Annotated in this window: 19 protein-coding genes; 9 read left to right on the top strand and 10 right to left on the bottom strand. The window is 73.4% G+C overall.

Annotation, left to right across the window (positions count from 1 at the left end):
- Positions 1-178: 178 nt before the first annotated feature.
- Both AB0C12_RS13605 and AB0C12_RS13600 read left to right on the top strand, forming a co-directional pair.
- Positions 179-1,495: a sensor histidine kinase gene (locus AB0C12_RS13605; RefSeq protein ID WP_360547560.1), complete on the top strand. Its 1,317-nt coding sequence runs from the start codon at positions 179-181 to the stop codon at positions 1,493-1,495.
- Complete coding sequence (locus tag AB0C12_RS13600) at positions 1,492-2,178, top strand: response regulator transcription factor (protein ID WP_360547558.1); 687 nt, start codon at positions 1,492-1,494, stop codon at positions 2,176-2,178. Before AB0C12_RS13605 ends, AB0C12_RS13600 begins: the two co-directional genes overlap by 4 nt.
- 196 nt (positions 2,179-2,374) lie before the next feature.
- Here AB0C12_RS13600 and AB0C12_RS13595 read toward each other — a convergent pair whose 3' ends face one another.
- Positions 2,375-2,989 carry a LysE family translocator gene (locus AB0C12_RS13595; RefSeq protein ID WP_360547556.1) on the bottom strand — a complete coding sequence of 205 codons (615 nt, stop codon included), beginning with the start codon at positions 2,987-2,989 and terminating at the stop codon, positions 2,375-2,377.
- Positions 2,990-3,063: 74 nt separating this feature from the next.
- Here AB0C12_RS13595 and AB0C12_RS13590 point away from each other — a divergent pair, with 74 nt between their 5' ends.
- Positions 3,064-3,972, top strand: coding sequence for a LysR family transcriptional regulator (locus tag AB0C12_RS13590; RefSeq protein ID WP_360547554.1), 909 nt, complete (start codon positions 3,064-3,066; stop codon positions 3,970-3,972).
- A gap of 10 nt (positions 3,973-3,982) precedes the next feature.
- Here the strand turns inward: AB0C12_RS13590 and AB0C12_RS13585 are convergent, their stop codons facing one another.
- The 3 genes from AB0C12_RS13585 to AB0C12_RS13575 all read right to left on the bottom strand — a co-directional run bounded on the left by AB0C12_RS13585 (position 3,983) and on the right by AB0C12_RS13575 (position 6,244).
- Positions 3,983-4,762, bottom strand: a complete 780-nt coding sequence (locus tag AB0C12_RS13585; protein ID WP_360547552.1) for a hypothetical protein — start codon at positions 4,760-4,762, stop codon at positions 3,983-3,985.
- Between the two features lie 51 nt (positions 4,763-4,813).
- On the bottom strand, positions 4,814-5,308 hold the full coding sequence (locus tag AB0C12_RS13580) for an NUDIX domain-containing protein (RefSeq protein ID WP_360547550.1): 495 nt from the start codon (positions 5,306-5,308) through the stop codon (positions 4,814-4,816).
- A gap of 144 nt (positions 5,309-5,452) precedes the next feature.
- The gene (locus AB0C12_RS13575) at positions 5,453-6,244 is read right to left on the bottom strand and encodes a TSUP family transporter (RefSeq protein WP_360547548.1); all 792 of its coding nucleotides are present in this window, start codon (positions 6,242-6,244) and stop codon (positions 5,453-5,455) included.
- Between the two features lie 132 nt (positions 6,245-6,376).
- Between AB0C12_RS13575 and AB0C12_RS13570 the strand changes: the two genes are divergently transcribed.
- From AB0C12_RS13570 to AB0C12_RS13555, 4 genes are all read left to right on the top strand, one after another.
- Positions 6,377-8,989 (top strand): glucosidase, encoded by a 2,613-nt coding sequence (locus AB0C12_RS13570; protein WP_360547546.1) that lies wholly within the window; start codon positions 6,377-6,379, stop codon positions 8,987-8,989.
- A 12-nt stretch (positions 8,990-9,001) separates the two neighbouring features.
- Complete coding sequence (locus AB0C12_RS13565) at positions 9,002-9,835, top strand: LLM class F420-dependent oxidoreductase (protein ID WP_360547544.1); 834 nt, start codon at positions 9,002-9,004, stop codon at positions 9,833-9,835.
- Positions 9,836-9,888: 53 nt separating this feature from the next.
- On the top strand, positions 9,889-13,140 hold the full coding sequence (locus AB0C12_RS13560) for a hypothetical protein (protein WP_360547542.1): 3,252 nt from the start codon (positions 9,889-9,891) through the stop codon (positions 13,138-13,140).
- An 81-nt stretch (positions 13,141-13,221) separates the two neighbouring features.
- The gene (locus tag AB0C12_RS13555) at positions 13,222-13,635 is read left to right on the top strand and encodes a DUF6010 family protein (RefSeq protein WP_360547540.1); all 414 of its coding nucleotides are present in this window, start codon (positions 13,222-13,224) and stop codon (positions 13,633-13,635) included.
- Between the two features lie 541 nt (positions 13,636-14,176).
- On the opposite strand, the gene AB0C12_RS13550 is transcribed toward AB0C12_RS13555, so the two are convergent.
- Positions 14,177-15,010 carry a class I SAM-dependent methyltransferase gene (locus AB0C12_RS13550; RefSeq protein ID WP_360547538.1) on the bottom strand — a complete coding sequence of 278 codons (834 nt, stop codon included), beginning with the start codon at positions 15,008-15,010 and terminating at the stop codon, positions 14,177-14,179.
- Between the two features lie 107 nt (positions 15,011-15,117).
- Between AB0C12_RS13550 and AB0C12_RS13545 the strand changes: the two genes are divergently transcribed.
- Positions 15,118-15,804 carry a helix-turn-helix domain-containing protein gene (locus AB0C12_RS13545; RefSeq protein ID WP_360547536.1) on the top strand — a complete coding sequence of 229 codons (687 nt, stop codon included), beginning with the start codon at positions 15,118-15,120 and terminating at the stop codon, positions 15,802-15,804.
- Between the two features lie 70 nt (positions 15,805-15,874).
- Positions 15,875-16,654: an SDR family NAD(P)-dependent oxidoreductase gene (locus AB0C12_RS13540; protein ID WP_360547534.1), complete on the top strand. Its 780-nt coding sequence runs from the start codon at positions 15,875-15,877 to the stop codon at positions 16,652-16,654.
- A 6-nt stretch (positions 16,655-16,660) separates the two neighbouring features.
- Here the strand turns inward: AB0C12_RS13540 and AB0C12_RS13535 are convergent, their stop codons facing one another.
- From AB0C12_RS13535 to AB0C12_RS13515, 5 genes are all read right to left on the bottom strand, one after another.
- Positions 16,661-16,930 carry a hypothetical protein gene (locus tag AB0C12_RS13535; protein ID WP_360547532.1) on the bottom strand — a complete coding sequence of 90 codons (270 nt, stop codon included), beginning with the start codon at positions 16,928-16,930 and terminating at the stop codon, positions 16,661-16,663.
- Positions 16,931-17,002: 72 nt separating this feature from the next.
- Complete coding sequence (locus AB0C12_RS13530) at positions 17,003-17,581, bottom strand: DsbA family protein (protein WP_360547530.1); 579 nt, start codon at positions 17,579-17,581, stop codon at positions 17,003-17,005.
- Positions 17,582-17,601: 20 nt separating this feature from the next.
- Positions 17,602-18,621, bottom strand: a complete 1,020-nt coding sequence (locus tag AB0C12_RS13525) for an aldo/keto reductase (RefSeq protein ID WP_360547528.1) — start codon at positions 18,619-18,621, stop codon at positions 17,602-17,604.
- Between the two features lie 9 nt (positions 18,622-18,630).
- Positions 18,631-20,016, bottom strand: a complete 1,386-nt coding sequence (locus tag AB0C12_RS13520; RefSeq protein WP_360547526.1) for a HAMP domain-containing sensor histidine kinase — start codon at positions 20,014-20,016, stop codon at positions 18,631-18,633.
- Positions 20,013-20,678, bottom strand: coding sequence for a response regulator transcription factor (locus AB0C12_RS13515; RefSeq protein WP_360547524.1), 666 nt, complete (start codon positions 20,676-20,678; stop codon positions 20,013-20,015). Before AB0C12_RS13515 ends, AB0C12_RS13520 begins: the two co-directional genes overlap by 4 nt.
- Positions 20,679-20,803: the final 125 nt, after the last annotated feature.

Below are 20,803 nucleotides of genomic sequence, written 5' to 3'. Positions count from 1 at the left end.
TGACTTCCAGGGTGACGGATCCGGCGCCGGGCCGCGTCGGCCCGGCGGAGCATCCGGTACGCCCACCGCCATACGCCCTGAGGAGTACGCGACGACCGGCCGTAGTACCTGAGGCGCAGGGCACCGTCGTTCTTCGTGCGGATGCCCGGCTGAGCAGCGGTGCCGTAGGTTCGGGAACGTGCCAGACCGGGGTGTACGCGACCAGCCGCCTTCCCTTCGTGGGAGACCGTCTGCCGCTGCCCGCAAGGCGGAGTGGGAGGAGTGGCGCCGCCGCAGCCGCTCGGGGGACTGGCCCGGATACGCCCGTCGCCGGTCCCGGCACGGGCATTGGCGTGGCGCTGTCATCACCGCTCTCTGCTTCCACATCTTCGGCAACTGGACGCACGCCGCCCATCTGGCTCACCCGTGGGACGTCATCGCCTGCGCCCTGCTGCTGGTCGGCCCGCTGACCCTGGCCTGGCGGGGACGCGCGCCGGTCGCGGTGCTCGCGGTAGCCGGCGCGGCCTCGATCGGGTACGCGGCCCTCGCCGTACCGTCCTGGACCTACGCCGTCGCGCCGGTCATCGCGTTGTTCACCGCGGTGCGCACCGGTCACCGCCGATCCGCGCTGATCACCGTGGCGGCCGGCTACCTGGCCTACCTCGTTGTCATGGTGGTCTGCGCCGATCCGCTCGGACTCTCGCCCGCCGCCCGCCCGACCCCGCGCGACGCTGTGCTCACCGCGTTCGGCCTGGCCCTGACCGGGTTCCTCGGCAGCGCAGCCGGGGCCCGCGCGGCGTACCTCGCCGAGCTGTCCAAGGCCAACGCCGAGCGCGCCCGCGCCCGCGAGGAGCAGGAACGCCGCCAGGCCGCCGACGAGCGGTTGCGCATCGCCCGTGAGCTGCACGACGTGCTCGGCCATCACCTGTCACTGATCAACGTGCAGGCCGGAGTGGGCCTGCACCTGATGGACAACCGGCCGGAGCAGGCCCGCGAGGCGCTGACCGCGATCAAGACTGCGAGCGCGGAGGCCCTGCGGGAGGTTCGCGCCGTGCTCGGCGTGCTGCGCCCGGAGGAGGAGGCCGCACCTCGCCAGCCCGCGCTCGGCCTGGATCGCCTCACCGACCTCACGGCGGACGCCGGGCTGCCGGTGACGACCGAGACCGTGGGGGAGCGGCGGGACCTGCCGGCGGAGGTGGACCGCGCGGCGTATCGCATCGTCCAGGAAGCCCTGACGAACGTACGCCGGCACGCGGCCACCGGCGCGTCGGCCACCGTCTCGGTCACCTACGCCCCGGACGAGCTGCGCTTGACGATCCGCAATGATGCCGGCCGGTCGGCGCCGCGACCGGACACCGACGTGGCTCCGGGGACTGACGACGGCGGCAGCGGCATCGCCGGGATGCGGGCCCGGGCCGCCAGCCTCGACGGCTCCCTCGAGGCCGGTCCGTTGCCCGACGGCGGCTACCTGGTTTCCGCGGTTCTGCCCACCACCCCGACGAGGGAGCCTGCATGATCACCGTGCTGCTGGCCGACGACCAGGCCCTGGTGCGGGCCGGGTTCCGGGCCCTGCTGAACGCCGAGCCGGACATCGAAGTGGTCGCCGAGGCGGGTGACGGGCTGGAAGCGGCCCGGCTGGCCGCCGAGACCCGCCCGGACGTGGTCCTCATGGACATCCGGATGCCGGGCGTGGACGGGCTGGAGGCGACCCGCCGCATCGCCGCGGATCCGGACCTGGCCGCCACCCGGGTGGTCATCCTGACCACGTTCGAGCTGGACGAGTACGTGTTCGAGGCGCTGCGCACCGGCGCGTCGGGCTTCCTGGTCAAGGACACCGAACCGGTCGAACTGCTGCGCGCGGTCCGGGCGGTCGCGGCCGGTGACGCGCTGCTGTCGCCGAGCGTCACCCGGCGGGTCATCGGTGAATTCGCCACCCCGGGCGGGCGAGGTCGTCCTTCGGTGCCGCCGGAGGAGGCCGAACGGGTTCTGGAGCAGCTGACCGACCGGGAACGGGAGGTGATGGTGCTGGTCGGCGAGGGGTTGTCCAATGACGAGATCGCGGCCCGCCTGCTGATCAGTCCGGCGACGGCGAAGACCCACGTCAGCCGGACGATGGTGAAGCTGGGGGCTCGGGACCGGGCGCAGGTGGTGGTGCACGCTTATGAGGCGGGGTTGATACGGCCGGGCTGGCTCGCCTGAGGCCAGCCGGCCGGGTGCGGTGCGGGCGGCCGGGTGCGTGCGGTGCGGCCGGGGTGCGGTGCGGCCGGGTGCGGTGCGGTGCGGTGCGGCTGCGGTGCGGTGCGGCCAGGTGCGGCCGGGTGCGGCCGGCCGGGTGCGGTGCGGCTGGGCGATTGTGGCTGGGCGATTGTGGCTGGGCGAAGCCCGACCGCCGGTCTCAGACGCCGGCGGCGACAGCCACTCCGAGCACAACCAGCACCCCGCCGGTGACCACCTGCACCCGGCGATGCACCGCCGGCCGCGACGCGAACGACCGCCCCCGATTCACCGCCCACGTGAACATCACGTACCAGCAAGCCGTGACCGACGCCCACAAGCCACCGAGAGCGAGGCTCGACAACAGCACCGGCCCGTCCCCCGTCACGAACTGAGGGAGCAGCGAGATCGCGAACACCCCGGCCTTGGGATTACCGAGGTTGGTCGCCAGCCCGGCGAGATAGCCGCCCCACCGCGCCGGCGGCTGTGGTGATCCGGCTGCGGGCGGAGTTCTGCGCAGGGACAGCAAGGTGCTCACGCCCAGAATGGCGAGCACCGCGCCACCGGCGGCGCGGAGCACGGCGTACGCGCCGGGGTTGGCCAGAATGGCCGCCGACAGGCCGGCGGCGGCCGCGGTCGTCCAGATCAGCAGCCCTGTCGCCGTGCCCGCGATGCCCGCCCACGCGGCGCGGAGCCCACCGGCCAGGGTCTGGCGGACCATGAGGGCCTGTCCGGCGCCGGGCAGCATCGCGAGCAGCCAGGTCGTGACTACAAAAGCGGCAAGGTGAGTCGGCATGAACCCAGCGTGCGGGCAGCCGAGTGTGAAGTGAAGGCCGCATATCCGCAGGCAGCGTTAGCTATTCTTCACACGTGGAGCCGGCCCAGCTGCAATTGCTCGCGCTGATCGACCGTCACGGCTCCATGGCCGGGGCGGCGCAGGCGCTGGGCCGCACTCCCGCCGCGGTCACGCAGCAGCTCGCCAAGGCGGAGCGCGAACTGGGCACCATCCTCGTGCATCGCGGGCCGCGAGGGGCCGCCCTCACCGCCGCCGGCGCCCTGCTGGCCCAGCACGGACGCGTCATCGACGAGGAGACCCGGCGCGCCGCTTCCGGGCTCGACGGGCTGCTCGGACGGCTCTCCCTGCGGCTGCGCATCGGCGCTTTCCAGGCCGCCGCTCTGCACCTGCTGCCGCCGGCGCTCACCGCGTTGCGTCACCGCTACCCGGACGCCGACCTGACCGTCACCGACATCACGTCCGACGTCGGCATCGACGAGGTTGTCGCCGGCCGCCTCGACGTGGCGGTCATCGCCTCCTGGGACACCCCGCTCACGCCGCCGGAGCGGGTCACCGTTCATCCGTTGTCGCGCGACCCGATGGTTGTCGTGCTGCCCGACGACCATCCCGCGCTGGCCGCGCCGGGGCCGGTCGCGCTGGCTCAGCTGCGCGACGCGGCCTGGGTGACCATTCTGGCCGGTCACGCCGCCCGCGCCCAGTTCGACCGGGTCACCGCCGCCGCCGGCTTCGTGCCGCGGATCCGCTTCCAGACCGCGTCGTACGACGTCGCCCAGGCGCTCGTGGGCACCGGCATCGGCGTCGCCCTGGTGTCGCGGCTGGCGCTCGCCCACGCGCCGGGCACCGCCCATCGCGCCCTGCGCCCGCCCGTGCCGCACCGCGACCTGCAGGTCGTCACGATGACCGACGCGACCGTCACGCCGCTGGTCGCGGTGTTCCTGCGGTTGCTCCAGGATGTCGCGGGCAGAGACGATGAGGACGGGTGAGCGCTGCCGTCTACTTCTCGACGTACTTCTTCAGGAGCTCGTAGTACTGGCGGTCGCCGATCTGGCTGTAGACGTTCCGGTCGGCGCCGAGCAGCACCATGAACGGGCACTCCTCGTCCTCGCCCGTCAGGGTTTTCTCGATCACCTTCTTGCCCGTCGCGACCTCGTACAGGGCCAGGCGGTACCTGGCCTCGCGCAGCGGGATCTTGAGGCCTTTGGGGTCGTCGTACTTGCAGTTCTTGATCTTCTTGCCGGTCTGCACCAGGTCCACGCAGGCCACCAGGCGCACCTTGCCCGGCGACGACGGGTCCCACGCCTGCTGCTTCGGCTTCGTGTACCAGTTCGGGATGTCGAACAGGGTGGCCTCGTGCTTGGTGTCGAAGTCCTTGCTGTCCTGGGCGAAGATGCTGACCGGCTGGGTGCCCGACGACTTCACCTTCGGCGACTTCGGGTAGTACCACTGCTCGCAGACCCGCTTGAGGTCGTCGGCCGTGCGTACCGGATAGGTGCTGGCCCGGGGGCCGGTGACCGTCTCGGCCTCCGGGTCCGCGGACGCGCCCGGCGCGGCCGAGGCGCCCGGGAAGCTCAGGCCCTTCATCACCGGCGGCGTGGTCGACCGCATCGCGTGCACGCCCAGGAAGCCGGCCCCGCCCAGACAGCCCAGCACGACCACCACAGCGGTGATCGTCGCCCAGACGCGCCGGCGCGAAGGCTGCGGTTGCGGCTGCGGCTGCGGTTGCGGTTGCGGCTGGAACGCCGGCTGATCAGGTGTTGCGCGCGTTTCATCCATGGGTGGCCTCCCCGTGTACCGGCATGGAAGCGGCGATCATATCGGTACCGGTCAGTAACCGTGGACCGCGTTCTCGCCGGGCTGGGCGAACCAGGCCGGCGCGTCCTCGGGCAGCGACGTGCGGATCCGGACCAGGGCGAACGGGCTCAGCTCGGGCAGCGCGTCCGGGGCGAACCAGCCGACCGCGATCGACTCCGAGTCGTTGACCCGGGCCTCGCCGGCCACCGCCCGGCAGCGGAACCAGGTGTTGACCATGTGGCAGCGGTCGCCGTTGCCGTACACGACCTCGTGCAGGGCCACCCCGGCCAGGCGTTCGATCTCGACCTGGACGCCGGTCTCCTCCTCGACCTCGCGGATCAGCGCGTCCGCGGGCTGCTCGCCGGGGTCCATCATCCCGGCGATCACCGACCACTGGTGGTTGTCGCTGCGCTGCCCGAGCAGGATCTCGCCGCGGTCGTTGAGGATGATCGCGCTGACCGTCGGGAACATGATCAGGTCGTGGCCGACCCGGGCGCGCAGCTTTTTGACGTAGTCGGAGGCAGGCATGCCGCCGACCCTAACCAGCTCGCGCTGCGACGGCGGCGCGGACGCGTCGGCGACGAACCACGGGGCGGTGGCCCGCGCAGCGCCGGCGCGCGACTGCGCTTCGCGCAGCAGGCGCAGGCGCGACCGGGCATCGACCGGCGCCGGTCAGCGCCCGAGCGCGACCTGACCGGCGTACAGGACCGCCACGGCCACCGCCAGCCCGCCGAGGACCAGTCGCAGCCCGCGTTCCGGCAGGCGGGGTTGCAGGTGCGCGCCGACGTACCCGCCGACCAGGCCGCCCACCCCGCAGAGCAGGCCGATGCCCCAGTCCGGGGCGATGTCGCCCGGTCCGGCCCAGCCGAGCACCGCGAAGGCGGCGGCGCCGGCCACCGACGTGACGAAGGTCGAGGCCAGGGCCGCGGGCGCGACGACCGCCACCGGCAGGCCGCGGCCGACCAGGATCGGGCCCAGGATCGACCCGCCGCCGATGCCGTAGACGCCGCCGACCACGCCGACGCCCAGGGCGAGCGCGACGACGCCCCGCTGCGGCGGCCGGTCGGTCGCCGGCCGCTCCGGCGGCGGCGGTGGTTCGCGCAGGCAGAGCCACACGCCCAGCGGCAGCAGCAGCACGGCGACGACGATCCGGAACACGCCGGGGCCGGGCACCGCGAAGACCCGCAGCACTGCCCCGGCCGCCACGCCGGGCAGCGTGCCGAGCAGCAGCAGCCTGGTCAGCGGGCCGGCCAGGCCGCCCCGGCGGCGGTAACGCAGCAGGGCGCCCGGCCCGGACACGACGTTGAACAGCAGGTTCGTCGGTGTCACGGCCGGGTTGGGCACGTCCAGCACGCTGAGCTGCACCGGCAGCAGGAACACCGCGCCGGAGACGCCGACCGGAGTTGTCACGATCGAGATGAGCAGGCCGGCGGTTCCGGCGATGATGGCGTCGGCCCAGGTCACCGGGAAAGTGTGCCCGGCGATTGTTAAGCCGGGTCCGGCCGTCGACGATCTTCGGCGGTGGCCTCCGTTAGTGTTCGTAACACCTGCCAGTAACAATGCAGCGAGGTCCGGACGAAGGGGGTGGGCGGCGGCGTGGCGGAGCGCGAGCGCTTGGCGCAGGCTGACTCCGGCGAGCGGCCCTGGCGCGCGTGGGGGCCCTATCTCGCCGAACGGGCCTGGGGCACGGTCCGGGAGGACTACAGCGAACACGGCACCGCCTGGGACTACTTCCCGCACGACCACGCGCGCTCCCGGGCGTACCGGTGGAACGACGACGGCATGGCCGGAGTCTGCGACGACCGGCAGACGTTCTGTTTCGCCCTGGCCCTGTGGAACGGCGCCGACCCGATCCTCAAGGAGCGGATGTTCGGCCTCGGCGGCGACGGCGGCAACCACGGCGAGGACGCCAAGGAGTACTGGTGGTATCAGGACTCCACGCCGACCCACTCGTGGATGCGCTGGCGCTATCACTACCCCCAGGCCCCCTTCCCGTACGACGAACTGGTCCGCGTCAACGGCCACCGTTCCCGGGAGGAGCCGGAGTACGAGCTGATCGACACCGGTGTTTTCGACGACGACCGGTTCTGGGTCGTGACGGTCGACTACGCCAAGGCCGACGTGCACGACATGTGCATCGTCGTGACCGTGTCGAACCGTGGCCCGGACGAGGCGACGCTGCACGTGCTGCCGACGCTGTGGTTCCGCAACACGTGGTCGTGGGGGCTGCCCAACCGGCCGGTCCCGGTCATCACCGGCCGTCCCGGGCGCCTCGACGGTGAGCACCGCACCCTCGGGCACATCACTCTGGACGGCGAGGGCGCGCCGCCCGCGCTGATGTGCGACAACGAGACCAACGCGCAGCGGCTCTGGGGCCTGCCCGGCACGAGCATGTACCCCAAGGACGGCATCAACGACCACCTCATCGCCGGCGCCCCGACGGTCAACCCGGCCGGCCTGGGCACCAAGGGCGCGCTGCACTACGAGCTGACGCTGGGGCCGGGGGAGACCCGCGAGATCCGGCTGCGGCTCACCCGCGGCGACGACGCACCCGGCCGGCCCGATCTCGGTGACGGCTTCGCCGCCGTCATGCGGGACCGGCTGGCCGAGGCCGACGCTTATTTCGCCGAGCTGATCCCGGCCGCGGCCTCGGCCGAGGAGGCCGCCGTCGCGCGCCAGGGCATCGCCGGGCTGATGTGGGGCAAGCAGTTCTACCACTTCGACGTCAAGCAGTGGCTGCACGGCGATCCCGGCTCGGCGCCGCCGCCGCCCGGCCGCCGCTACGGGCGCAACAACGCCTGGTGGCACATGAACAGCTTCGACGTCATCTCCATGCCCGACCCCTGGGAGTACCCCTGGTACGCGGCCTGGGACCTGGCCTTCCACTGTGTCTCGATCGCCCGGGTCGATCCGGGTTTCGCCAAGTCGCAGCTGCTGCTGTTGCTGCGCGAGTGGTACATGCACCCCAACGGCCAGATCCCCGCGTACGAGTGGGCGTTCGGTGACGTCAATCCGCCGGTGCACGCCTGGGCCGCGCTGAATGTCTTCGAGATCGACGGCGGGCACGACTTCGACTTCCTGGCCCGGGTCATGCACAAGCTGCTGCTGAACTTCACCTGGTGGGTCAACCGCAAGGACGTCGGCGGCAACAACGTCTTCGAGGGTGGCTTCCTGGGGCTGGACAACGTCGGCCCGTTCGACCGGTCCGCGGCGCTGCCGGTGGCGGGCGTGCTGGAGCAGTCCGACGGCACCGGCTGGATGGCCATGTACGCGCTCAACCTGCTCGACATGTCGATCCGGCTGGCGCTGCACGACCGCACCTACGAGGACATGGCGACCAAGTTCTTCGAGCACTTCGCGTACATCGCCGAGGCGGCGTACCGGCAGGGGCTGTGGGACGACGAGGACTGCTTCTTCTACGACGTGCTGCGCCTGCCCGACGGGCACCGGATGCCGCTCAAGGCCCGGTCCATCGTCGGGCTGCTGCCGCTGGCGGCGACCACCCGGCTGTCCGCCGGCACCCTCAACCGGCTGCCCGAGCTGGCCGCGCGGCTGCGCTGGCTGCTGGCCGGGCAGGCCGAGTACGCCGACGTGATCAGCGCGCGCCGGCTGTCGGCCGACGGCCGCCGGCAGCGGCTGCTGTCCATGGTGGGCCAGGACCAGCTGCTGCGGATCCTGGCCCGGATGCTCGATCCGGAGGAGTTCCTGTCCCCGTACGGGCTCAGAACGCTTTCCCGCGCCCACCTGGAGAAGCCGTTCACGGTGCACCTGGGCGGCTCGGAGTTCACCGTCGGGTACGAGCCGGCCGAGAGCACCAGCGGCCTGTTCGGCGGCAACTCCAACTGGCGCGGCCCGGTCTGGATGCCGGTCAACTACCTGCTCATCGAGGCGCTGCGGGAGTTCGCGGCGTTCTTCGGCGACGACCTGATGGTGGAGTACCCGACCGGCTCGCAGACCAAGATGCCGCTGAGCGCGGTCGCCGACGACCTGTCCCGGCGGCTGGTGTCGCTGTTCGTCCCGGACTCGTGGGGCCGGCGCCCGATCTACGGCGCGTCCGAGGTCTTCCAGAACCACCCGGACTGGAAGGACCTGATCGCCTTCCCCGAGTACTTCCACGGCGACAACGGCGCCGGCCTGGGCGCCTGGCACCAGACCGGCTGGACGGCCCTGGTCGTGGACCTCATCCTCACCTTGCACCGGGACAGCTGAAGGGACTGAGGCATGGAGTTCGGCGTCGGCTATTTCCCCACCCACGACGGTCTGGGCCCCGGGGCGGTCGCCCGGCTGGTGGAGGACCGCGGGCAGGACGCGCTGTTCTTCGCCGAGCACACCCACATCCCGGCGAGCCGGCTGTCGCCGTGGGGTGACGGCACCCGCGAGCTGCCCCGCAAGTACGCGCACACGTACGACCTGTTCGTGGCGCTGACCGCGGCGGCCGAGGCGACCAGCCGGCTGCGCGTGGGCAGCGGCGTCTGCCTGGTCATCGAGCGCGACCCGATCATCACCGCCAAGGAGGTCGCCAGCGTCGACCACCTGTCCGGCGGCCGGCTGGAGTTCGGCGTCGGCGCGGGCTGGAACCGTGAGGAGATGGAGAACCACGGCACCGACCCGCGGACCCGTACGGCGCTGCTCACCGAACGCGTCCAGGCGATGCAGGCGATCTGGACGCAGGACGAGGCCTCGTACGCCGGGGAGTTCGTGAACTTCGACCGGATCTGGTCGTGGCCCAAGCCGGTCCAGCGCCCGTGGCCCCCGGTGCTGCTCGGCGGGGGCGGCCCGACCGTGCTGGACCGGGTGCTCGCCTGGGCCGACGGCTGGTTCCCGCAGTGGCACGACAAGGACCTGTTCGCCCGCATCGCCGAGCTGGAGGCCCGCGCCGACCGGCCGATCCAGGTCCAGGTGCTGAGCGTCCCGCCACAGGCCAGGGCGCTGGAGCAGCTGGCCGGCGCGGGCGTGCACCGGGCGTCGAGCTGGCTGCCGTCCGGGCCCCGCGACGAGGTCGAGGCCGGCCTGGACAAGTGGGAACGCGCGATAGCTGAGTTCACCGGCCGCTGAGGTAGGTACGCGCACTCAGGGCCTGGGCGGCCGCCGCGACGAGGATCGACGGCGTGACCTCGTACCCGTGCCCGTCGTGCCGTACCCCGGCCAACCTGACCTCCGGCTGCCCCGGCTGCGGCCGCGGCCCGGACCCCGACGCCGCCGAGGTGATCCGCCTCGACGCGGAGATCCCGGTGCTCACCGCCCGGCTGACGGCCGCGCGCGAAGCGGTCGCGGGCGCTGACGCGGCGCTGCGCCGGGCGTGGCAGCTGCGGCAGGCCGCGGTCGCGCGGATCCAGGCGTCGCTGGTCCCCGTGCCCGCGGCCCCGCTGCCGCTGCCGCCGCGGCCTCCGATGGCGGCACCTCGCACCAAGGAAGCGTCGACCCGGCTGGTGCAGAACGCGTTGTTCCTGCTCGGCGGCCTGCTGCTGGGCGTGGCCGCGATCGTCTTCACCGCGGTCGCCTGGTCGCAGTTCGGCGTGGGCGGCCGGGCGCTGCTGCTGGCGGGCTTCACCGTCGCGGCCCTGGCGGCGCCGCTCGCCGCGCTGCGCCGCGGCCTCACCGCGACGGCGGAGACCTTCGCGGCGGTCGGCCTGCTGCTGGTGCTGCTCGACGGGTACGCGGCCTGGTACGTCAACCTGTTCGGCGTCGCGGATTACTCGGCGCTGGGGTACGCGGGCGCGGTCTGTGCGGTGACGGCCGCCGTGGCCGCCGGGTACGAGCACGTGACCGGGCTGATCGGACCCCGCTTCGGGGCGCTGCTCGTGGCCCAGCCGGTGCTGCCGCTGCTGGTGGCGCCGTTCCACCCGGACGCCACCGGCTGGGCGTACACGATGGTGGCGGTGGCTGTGGTGAACCTGGCGGTGGTCCAGCTGCGGCGTTCCGGGCTGACGGCGCTGGGGATCACGGCGTACGCACTCGGCGGGGCTGCGGCGATGGTGGCGGTACTCGCCGCACTGACGGGGCTCTTCACCGGCTTCGCGGCCGGCGGGGTGGCACTGGCCGGCGGGGCGCTGATCGCGGCCGCGGGCGTACCCGTGGCGGCAGCCGTCCTGGCCCGGGCCCCGCGCCCGCAGTCGATCACCGGTGGGCTGCTGGTGGTCGCGCTGGCCGTCGCGGCCGGGCGGTTCGCCGGGGTCGCCGGCGGCAGCTTCGCCGCGCCGGTGCTGGTCGCCGGGGTGGTGGCTGCGCTGGCCGCGCTGGTCACGGTCGGGAACCGACGGCTGCCGGCAGCGGTACGCCGGGGGCCGTGGACCGGTGCTCTGCTGGTGGTCGCCGGAACTGGTGTCGTGGTCGTGGGGGTCACGATCGCCGCCGCGGCGACCGGTGACGGCGACTGGCGGCTGCTCGCGGTGATCGCTCTGGTCACGGGTGGGTTGACTGTGCTGGTGCCACGGGGGATCCAGGCGCACGCCGTGCTGGGCGGGCTGGCGGTGGCGGCGGTTGCGGCGCCGGCCGGTTCCGGGTTGCCGTGGTGGACCGCGCCGGGATTTGAGCTGGTGGTGGTCGCGGCTGCGCTGGGGTTGGCCTTGCGGGCCTTTCCGCTGTGGCCTGTCGCGGTGGCGGTCGTCCTGACGACTCACGCCGTGACCGTCGCCTCGGCCCAGCCGTGGGTCGCTTGCGCGACGCTCAGCGCGGTCGCCGTCATCGGGATCGCCACCGCGCTGGTGGATCGGACGGCCGGCGTGCTCGGGGGAGTGGCGCTGGCCGTGGGCATGGTGGCGGTGCCCGCGGCGGCCTGGAGCGGCGCGGCTGCGCTGTCACTGCCGGACCCGGTGCAGAGCAGGGTGGCGCTGGGCGCGGCGGCCCTGCTCGTCGGTGCGTTGTCTGTCGTCGGTCGCGGGTACCGGGCCTACGCGCTGGCGGCGGCGCTGCTGGGTGTCGTGTCGGCGCCGGTGTGGGCGCTTGTCACCGGGGACTCGCCGGCGATCTATGCGGCCACGGCGTTGCTGCTGGTGGCGCTGACGTTCTCGCGTACCGTTCCGGCCGGTCTGGCTGCTCTTCCGCTCGGGATCGCGCTGTTGCTGGCGACCGCCCCGAGTCTGTCCGCTGTGCTGCTGCGGCCCTACGAGTGGCTGGGCCGGGTGTGGACCGGGCGTCCGGACGGTACCGGCGTCGGTGCGGTCGCCCTGGCCGACGTCGTTGCGCTGGGGGTGCTCGCCGTCGCGGTGGTGATCGTGGTGCAGGGCGCTCGGGGGCGCCGGACCGCGGTGTGGGCTGTCGCGCCGGTGCTGGCAATCATCGCGCCCATGGGTCTGGCCGCGGCCGGGGTTCCGTGGCCCGGGGTGTCGGCGGAGAGCCTGGTCGTCGGGCTCGCCGGGCTGCTCGCGGTGGCGTTGCTGCGCCCGGGGACGCGGGCGGTCGGGCCGGCGGTGACGGGTGCCGCGCTGGCCGGCGCCGGGCTCGCCGGTGCGCTGGCGACGCGCGGGGCGACGCTGGCCGCACTGGGATCGACCCTGGTTGCCGGGGCGGTGGCGGGTGTTGCCGGTCGTTCTCTCGGTGCGCGGCTGGCCGGGTGGTTGACCGGCGCCGGGGCGGCGGTGGCGTTCGCCTACACGGTCGGCCGGGCCGCGGAGCTTTCGCCGGCGACCAGCGCCTTCGTCGTGCTCGGCGCGGCCGCGGCGATCCTGGCCGTGGGTGCGATGCTCGCCGGGCGCGGAGCCGCCGAGCGCCTGGCAGTGGAGGTGTCGGCTCATGCGGGGGCCTTGGTGGCCCTGCTGCTGACCGTCGGCTCGATCCGGCACGCCGCCGCGGTGTGCACGTTCTGGGGGCTCGCGCTCGGCGTGCGGGCGTTGCGGCCGGGCGGGACCGCGCCGGTACGGCGTGGACATGTGCTGGCCGCGGCGGTCGCGGAGCTGGGTGGCTGGTGGCTGCTGATCGCCTCGGAGCAGGTTGCGACGGTGGAGGCGTACACGTTGCCCGCGGCCGCGGTGGCGCTGCTGGCCGGCTGGCTGGCGCGGCGCTCGCGCCCGGCGCTGTCCAGCTGGATGACCTACGGCCCGGCGCTGGCGGCGGCGCTGTTGCCGACGCTGGCCTCCGTGCTGGCGGACGAGGGCCAGCCCCTGCGCCGGTTGCTGCTCGGCCTGGGCGCGCTCGCGGTGCTGCTGGCCGGCGCCCACCGCCGGCTGCGGGCGCCGGTCGTGGCGGGCGGCACCGTGCTGGCCGTGGTCGCGCTGCACGAGGTGGTGCTGGTTTGGGACCTGCTGCCGCGGTGGATCCCGCTGGCCGCGGCCGGGCTGCTGCTGGTCGGGCTGGCCATGACGCTGGAACGGCGGCGCCGGGACCTGGCCCGGGTCCGGGCCGCCCTGGGCCGGATGGGCTGAGCGCCGCGGCTGGCGGGAATCCGGTGGAACGCGGCCGTCAGAGTCCTGTCCACCGGGCCGGCCGTGTTCCTACGGTGGCCCATGCTTCGTTACGTCATCCCCGTGGTCGTGGCGCTCGTCTGGGCCGGGGTCTTCTCGTTCGTGCCGGAACCGCACCGCCGCAGGATCAACGCGGTTCTCGTGGGTGGTGCCGGGGCCGCGTACATCAGCGGCGGGAGCTTCGGCCTCGGTGAGCTCGGCTTCGCCGCCCTGATGAGTGCGGTCGCCTACCTGGGCCTGCGGTCGTGGACCTTCGTCGGCGTCGGCTGGTTGCTGCACACCGCCTGGGACATCCTGCATCACCACCGTGGCGCGCCGCTGATCCCGTCGCTGGCCGACTCCTCGTTCGGGTGCGCCATCTGCGATCCCGTCATCGCCCTGTGGTGCTTCACGGGTGGCCGGTCAGCCCGCGAGCTAGTGCTGTGGTTGCGGGGCCTTGCCCGAGATATCGGCTGACATTCGCAAGGTCGTCTCGGATCGCACGGCCTCCGTCCCCTGCGGCGGGCCGGCGCTCACCGGCTCGGGACGCAGCACTCGCCGGGTCGCCGAGGATCGTCGTGCTCTCCTCCGTCGGAGCGCTGACGACACCGGCCCAGGACAATCCCGTCGGTGCCGCTCTCGCGGCCCGCGAACAAGTGCTGCGCGAGTCGGGTCTGGGGGTCACCTTTCTGCGGCCCAACACGTTCGCGTCCAACTCCCTCCGGTGGGCCGACACCGTCCGGGCGGGCCGGGTCGTCGGCGCCACCGGGGAGGGCCGGACGGGCGTGATCGATCCGGAGGACATCGCCCGCGTCGCCGTGGTGGCCCTCACCGACGCCCGCCACGCCGGCCTGTGCGGCCGCGTGCCGGGCCCACCGCGGACGACGGGCTCGGGTAGGGTGCGCGATCATGGGCGCGATCAAACCGTGGCATCTGCTGATCTGTCTCGTCGTCGTGGTGGTGATCATCGTCGGGCTGGTGGTCGCGGGCCGGTCCGGCCGCCGCAAGTAGGCGCCTCTCAGCCCGTCCGGCGGCCGGTCCACAGCAGGTAGTCCCAGTGCATGACGCCGTTGCCGCGGTCGTGGCTCCGAGCCAGCTCGGCCAGGTCACGGTCGAGCGCCGCCACGCGTGCCGGGTCGCCGGCCACGTTGCGGTAGGCGGCAACGGTCGGGCCGTAGTGGGCCTTGAAGAAGTCACGGAACTGCTCGCCGTCGGCGAAGCGGTCGATGACTGCGCCTTCCACCGTGGCGGTGACTTCGGCGACCCGGCCGCCCAACAGGTCGCGGACGTGCTCCGCGCTGCCCCACAGCGGCGGCGGCTGGGCGCCCGGCGGAGGCGGCGGCGTGTACGCCTTCATCCGGCCGAAGAGCTGCCCGACGAAACCCTGCGGCGTCCAGTTGATCATTCCGATCGTGCCGCCCGGCCGGCACACCCGCACCAGCTCGTCCGCGGCGGCCCGGTGGTGCGGCGCGAACATCACGCCGACACACGACAGGACCACGTCGAACGAGCCGTCGGCGAACGGCAGCGCCTCGGCATCACCCTCGCGCCAGTCCACCACCGCGCCGCGGTCGGCGGCCAGGGCCCGGCCGGCCTCCAGCAGTGCCGGGGTCAGGTCGCAGGCCACCACCTCGGCGCCGGTGAGCGCGGCCGGGATCGCGGCGTTGCCGGTGCCGGCGGCCACGTCGAGCACGCGCTGCCCCGGGCCGGTACGGCAGGCCCCGACCAGCGTCGCGCCGAGCCGCGGGATCACCTCGGTGGCGACGCTGGGATAGTCGCCGAGTGCCCACATCGCCCGGTGGCGGGCTTTCAGCGCACGGTCGGCCTCGGTCGTGTCCGGCTGAACGGTCATCAGCTGAGCTCCTTTCCTCGGCTGCGACGCTACGGAGCCGCCCGGAACGCTGGCCAGTACAGGATGTGTACTGCCCGGTGCTGCGTCACCGGCCTACGCTGCTGGCCATGGGCGCTTCGTATCACCAGTTCTGCCCCGTGGCCAAGGCCATGGAGTTGCTCGACGAACGCTGGACCCTGCTGATCGTCCGCGAGCTGGTGTCCGGCAGCAGCCGCTTCAACGACCTGCGCCGGGGACTGCCCCGGATGTCGCCGACCCTGCTGTCGAAACGGCTGCACCAGCTGGTCGCGGCCGGCGTCGTCGAACGACGGCCCACCGACGGCGAGGTGCAGTACACGCTGACCGTGGCCGGCCAGGAGCTACGGCCGATCGTCGAGGCGGTGGGCGCCTGGGGAGTGCGCTGGGTCGGCGAGCTCGGCGACGCGGATCTGGACCCGAAGCTGCTGCTGTGGGACATGCACCGCAACATCGACCACGCGGTGGTGCCGTCCGGGCGTACCGTCGTCGCCCTGACCTTCCCCGACGTGCCGGCGCCGCATCTCCGCTCCTGGTGGCTGGTGATCGCCGACGGCGAGGCCGACGTGTGCGACGAGGACCCGGGTCACGAGATCACCGTCAGCCTGACCGCGGACCTGCGCACGCTGGTCGAGGTCTGGCGCGGCGACCGGACCTGGACCGAGGCGCTGCGGACCAGGCGGGTGCGGGTGCACGGGCCCGAGGCGGTACGCCGGGCGCTGCCCGGATGGTTCACGCTGTCGCTGTTCGCGGCGGTGCCCCGGCCGGCGGTGGTGTGAGGGGTCCTGCGACTCCCAGGAACAGCGGGGATCTCCCGGTCGCCGGGCGTCCGGGGGAGTCTCCAGGTAGATGGTCCGGCAGTCGCCGGACAGCTACAAGGAGGCCCCGGTGGAGATCACCCAGCGCACAGTTCTCATCGTCGGCGGCACCTCGGGGATCGGGCGTGGGCTCGCGCGACGATTCCTGGACGCCGGCAGCACGGTCATCGTCGGGGGCCGCAACCCTGAGCCGCAGGAAGGGCTGGCGACCGTCCGGATCGATGTCACCGATCCCGAGTCGGTCCGGCGGGCCCGGGACGAGGTGCTCGCGGCGTACCCCGGTCTTGACGTCGTCGTCACGATGTCCGGCGTCATGCTCACCGAGGACCTGCGCGACCCGGCGCACTTCGCCGCGGCCGAGACGACGATCGCCACGAACCTGCTCGGCACCATCCGAGTGGTCGACGCCTTCACCCCGTACCTGCTGGCCCGGGGGGCCGCGACGATCATCACGGTGAGCTCGGGCATCGCCTTCCTGCCGTTCCCGCTGATGCCCGGCTACGGCGCGTCGAAGGCTGGCGTGCACGCCTACACCGAAGCGCTGCGGGCCCAGCTCGCGGGAACCGGCGTCGAGGTGGCCGAGCTGGTTCCGCCCGCCGTCGCCACCGCGGGACAGCAGCGGGTCAACCCGGCGGCGCTGCCGCTCGACGGCTACCTCGACGAGGTGATGGCGCTGCTGGCGACGGAACCGACACCGCCGGAGATCCTGGTCGAGGGCGTACGGATGCACCGGTGGGCCGAGCGTGACGGCACCTACGCCGAGCTGGTGGCACGGCGGTCACAGGCGCTGCAGACGCTGCCCGGCCGCTGAGCGGAGTCAGCCGGTGTGGACGATCGCCTCGGCGACGCGGCGCAGCTCGCCCTGGTCCGGGGTGAAGCCCGCGGCGATGTCCGGGTGCAGGCCGGCGCGGGTCTGCTCCAGCAGCCGGCCGGTCACCGTGTCGACCGGCTCGCCCGCGTAGTCGTGGCTGACCTTGTCGGTCGCGTGCTGCAGGGCGGAAGTGAGCTGCTCCTCGAGCGGGCCGCGCAGCTTCTCCTCCACCGGGCTGAGCGATGCGGGGTCCAGGTGGATCTGCGGCTCTTGCATGGAGCTCTCCTCGTTGTACCGGTGACGGCGCGACGCAGTTACCCAACCACGTCGCGCCGCCAAACGTCGGATCTAGGAGCGGCCGCGCTTGAGTTCGAAGAACGTGTCGCTGCGGGCCAGCGGGACGACCGCGTCCCAGATCGCCAGGGCTTCCTCGCGGTCCGGGACCTCGTCGATGATCGGTCCGTGCACGCCGCGCCCGGCGCCCTCGATCATCAGCACCGGGGAGCCGATGTCCGGGCCGGCCGAGCCGAACGCCAGCTCGTGCGACGTGCGGACCGCCTCGTCCCAGGACTCGTCGTCGAGCACCGTCTTGGGATCGGGCACACCCGCGGCCTCGGCGGCGGCCACCACGATCTCGTCGGTGAGCGCCTCGCCCGCCTCGAACGTCCGGGTGCCGAGCTCGGTGTAGAACGTGGCGATGGTGTCGTCGCGGTGGTCCGCGCGCAGCGCCTCGACGAGTCGCAGCGCCCGCGACGACGCCGCCATCATGGGCTTGTACTGGTCCGGGACGTTGTCGCCGTTGAGGATGGACAGGCTGAATGCGCGCCAGTGCAGTGTCACGTCGCGCTCCGGCGCCACCCCGACCAGCCAGCGCGAGGTGCGCCAGGTGAACGGGCATGCCGGGTCGAAGAAGTAGGTGGCCTCCATGGCTGCGATCCTAGGCCGGGTCACAGGGTGCGGTTGCGCTGGTCGAGGCCGAGCGGCCCGTACGGGTAGTCCGGCGCGTGCAGGTCGCTCGCCTCATCCAGAGCCGCGACCTCCGCCGCCTCGAGGTGCAGCTCGGCCGCCCGCAGGTTGGTCTCCAGCTGCTCGACCGTACGGGCCCCCAGGATCGTCGAGGTCACGCCGGGCCGGTCGGTGACCCAGGCCAGCGCCACCTCGGCCATCGACACGCCGCGGGCCTCGGCCACGGACTGCACCGCGTCGATGATCGCCCAGTTCCGGTCGGTGCCGCGCCGCTCCCACGCCTCCATGCCGCGCCCGGGGTCCTCGCCGAGCCGGGTCGCTCCGCTGGGCCGCTGATCGCGGCGGTACTTGCCGCTGAGCCAGCCACCACCGAGCGGGCTCCACGGCAGCAGCCCGAGGCCGGCGTCGCGGGCGGCGGGCACGATCTCCCACTCGATCTCGCGCACCAGCAGGCTGTACTGCGGTTGCAGGGTCACCGGGCCGGCCAGGCCGAGCTCGCGGGCCAGGTGCACCGCCTTGGTGAGCTGCCAGCCGGTGAAGTTCGAGAAGCCGTAGTAGCGGATCTTGCCCTGGCGCACGAAGCTGTCCAGGGTGCGCAGGCTCTCCTCCAGCGGGGTCACCGGATCCCAGGAATGCGCCTGGTAGAGGTCGATCGTGTCGAGGCCGAGCCGGGTCAGCGAGGCGTCGAGCGCGCGGGTCAGGTGCCGGGCGGACAGGCCGGCGCCGTTCGGGTCGCCGGCCATCGGGAAGCGGCCCTTGGTGGCCAGCACGATCGGTTCGGTGACGTCGGCGCTGCGCGAGGCGAACCAGCGGCCGATGATCCGTTCCGACTCGCCGGCGGAGTAGACGTCGGCGGTGTCCACGAGCGTGCCGCCGGCCTCGGCGAACCGGTCGAGCTGGGCGTGCGACACCTCCTCGTCGGACTCGGCGCCGAAGGTCATGGTGCCCAGGCAGAGACTGGAGACGGCGCAGCCGCTGCGGCCGAGAGTGCGGTATTCCATTCCAGCAACCTACGTCGCCGCGGGCAGTTCCACCCGGAAGCGGGCGCCGGCCGGGCTGTCCACGTACCGGAGATCGCCGCCGTGCGCTGCGGCCAGGCCGCGGGCGATCGGCAGGCCCAGCCCGGCCCCGCCGGTGTCGCGGGAGCGTGAGGTGTCGCCGCGGCCGAACCGTTCGAAGATCAGGGCCCGGTCGGCGGCGGGCACGCCGGGCCCGGTGTCGGCCACCTCCAGCACCACGCGCTCGCCGTCGCGCCGCACGGTGACCGTCACCGTTCCGCCCGCCGGGGTGGCATGCCGGGCGTTGTCGAGCAGGTTGGTGACGATCTGGCCCAGCCGCACCGGATCACCGTGCACGACCGGGGCCGGCTCGGCGGAGACGGCGAAGCTCAGCTGCGGCGCCAGCGTGCGGGCCCGGGCCGTCTCGGCCTCGGCCAGCCGGGCCAGGTCGACCGGTTCGGTGGCCAGCCGGAGGCCGCCCTGGCCGAGCCGGGCCGTGGTGAGCAGGTCGTCGACCAGCCGGGCGGCGCGGCGGGTCTCGCGGATCATGGCGACGGCGACCCGTTCCCGCTCCGGGCGGTCCAGGTCCTCGCGCAGCAGCAGCTCGGCGTTCGCCTGGAGCCCGGCCACCGGCGTCCGCAGCTCGTGCGACGCGTCGGCCAGGAACGAGCGCATCCCGGCCTCGGCGGCGTTCGCGGTGGCCAGGGCCGCCTCCAGTTCGTCGAGCATGGAGTCGAACGCGGCCGCGGTACGGCCCAGCTCGGAGTCGGTGCGCGGGTGGCCCAGCCGGCGTCCCCGGTCGCCGGCGGCGATCTGCCCGGCCAGGGTGGTCATGTCCTCCAGCGGGCGCAGCGCCGCGCGCGACAACCGGGCGGCGGCGAGCCCGGCGAGCAGCAGCGCCAGCAGCCCGCCGACGACCTCCAGGAAGACGAGCCGGCGGACCGCGTCGGTGATCTGGGTGGTGTCCAGGCTCAGCGTGAGGATCTGGTTCCCGCTCAGCTCGGTGCGCACGAAGATGACGCTGCCGGCCGTCTCCACCGGGACCTCGGCCCGGGCGCCGGCGGGCCGCGGCCGGGCCGGGCCGCCGGTGGGGAAGCGCCGGCCCGGTGGCGCCGGGTCGGACGCCGCCGCGACACAGCCGCCGCCGTCGCGGACGCACAGCCGGGCGGTCACCCCGTCCCCGCGCAGCCGGTCCACGAGCTGCTGGGCGCTGAGCTGGGGGTCGAGCTGCCCGGCGAGCGTCACCCGGTCGGTCAGCCGGGTACGGGCGTCAGCATGCAGCCGGGCGGACAGCACGATGTCGACGGCGGTGAAGAGCACCACCAGGATCACGGCGAGCAGGCCGAGCACCACCCAGGTGACCCGGCCCCGCAGCGACAACGGCCGCAGCAGCCTCACGGGCGGACCACGTAGCCCAGGCCGCGGGCGGTGTGGATGAGCCGGGGGCCGTGTTGCTCGAGCTTGCGGCGCAGCGCGCTGACGTGCACCTCGACCAGGTTCGGGTCGTATTCGTCGTAGCCCCAGACCTGGGTGAGCAGCTGGGTCTTGGACAGGATCCGGCCGCGGTGCCCGGCGAGGTAGGCCAGCAGCTTGAACTCGGTCGCGGTGAGCTCCAGCGCCTGCCCCGAGCGCACCGCCAGCCGGGCGTCCTCGTCCACCACCAGGTCGCCGACCTGCACCGTGGAGGGCACCCGGCCGAGCCGGCGCAGGATCGCCCCGACCCGGGCCAGCACCTCGACGGTGGCGAACGGCTTGACCACGTAGTCGTCGGCGCCGGCGGCGAACCCCCGGAGCCGGTCGTCGACCGCGTCGCGGGCGGTGACCATCAGCACCGCGCAGTCGCTGCGCCCGCGCAGCGCCGCGGCCAGCGCGAAGCCGTCGCGGCCGCCGGGCAGCTGCACGTCGAGCAGGGCCAGATCCGGCCGGTACGCGTCGACGACCTCCTCGAAACCGGCGCCGTCGGCCGCCTCCCGCACCTCGTGCCCCGCACCCCGCAACGCCGCCGCGAGCGGTGCCCGGATCGCGTCCTCGTCCTCCACGACCAGCACTCTCGCCACCATGGCCGAAGTATCAGCAGCGCGCCTGTGCGTGACCGAGCACCGAGCTGAAGAACAGCTGAAGACCGCCGCCGATTCAGCCCTGCTTCAGTTTCGCGGGCGACGGTGGGACGAGCACCGGAACCGAC

The sequence above is a fragment of the Actinoplanes sp. NPDC048967 genome, from assembly GCF_040649415.1.
Taxonomy (GTDB): domain Bacteria; phylum Actinomycetota; class Actinomycetes; order Mycobacteriales; family Micromonosporaceae; genus Actinoplanes.
This window is presented reverse-complemented; position numbering and strand designations above follow the sequence as displayed.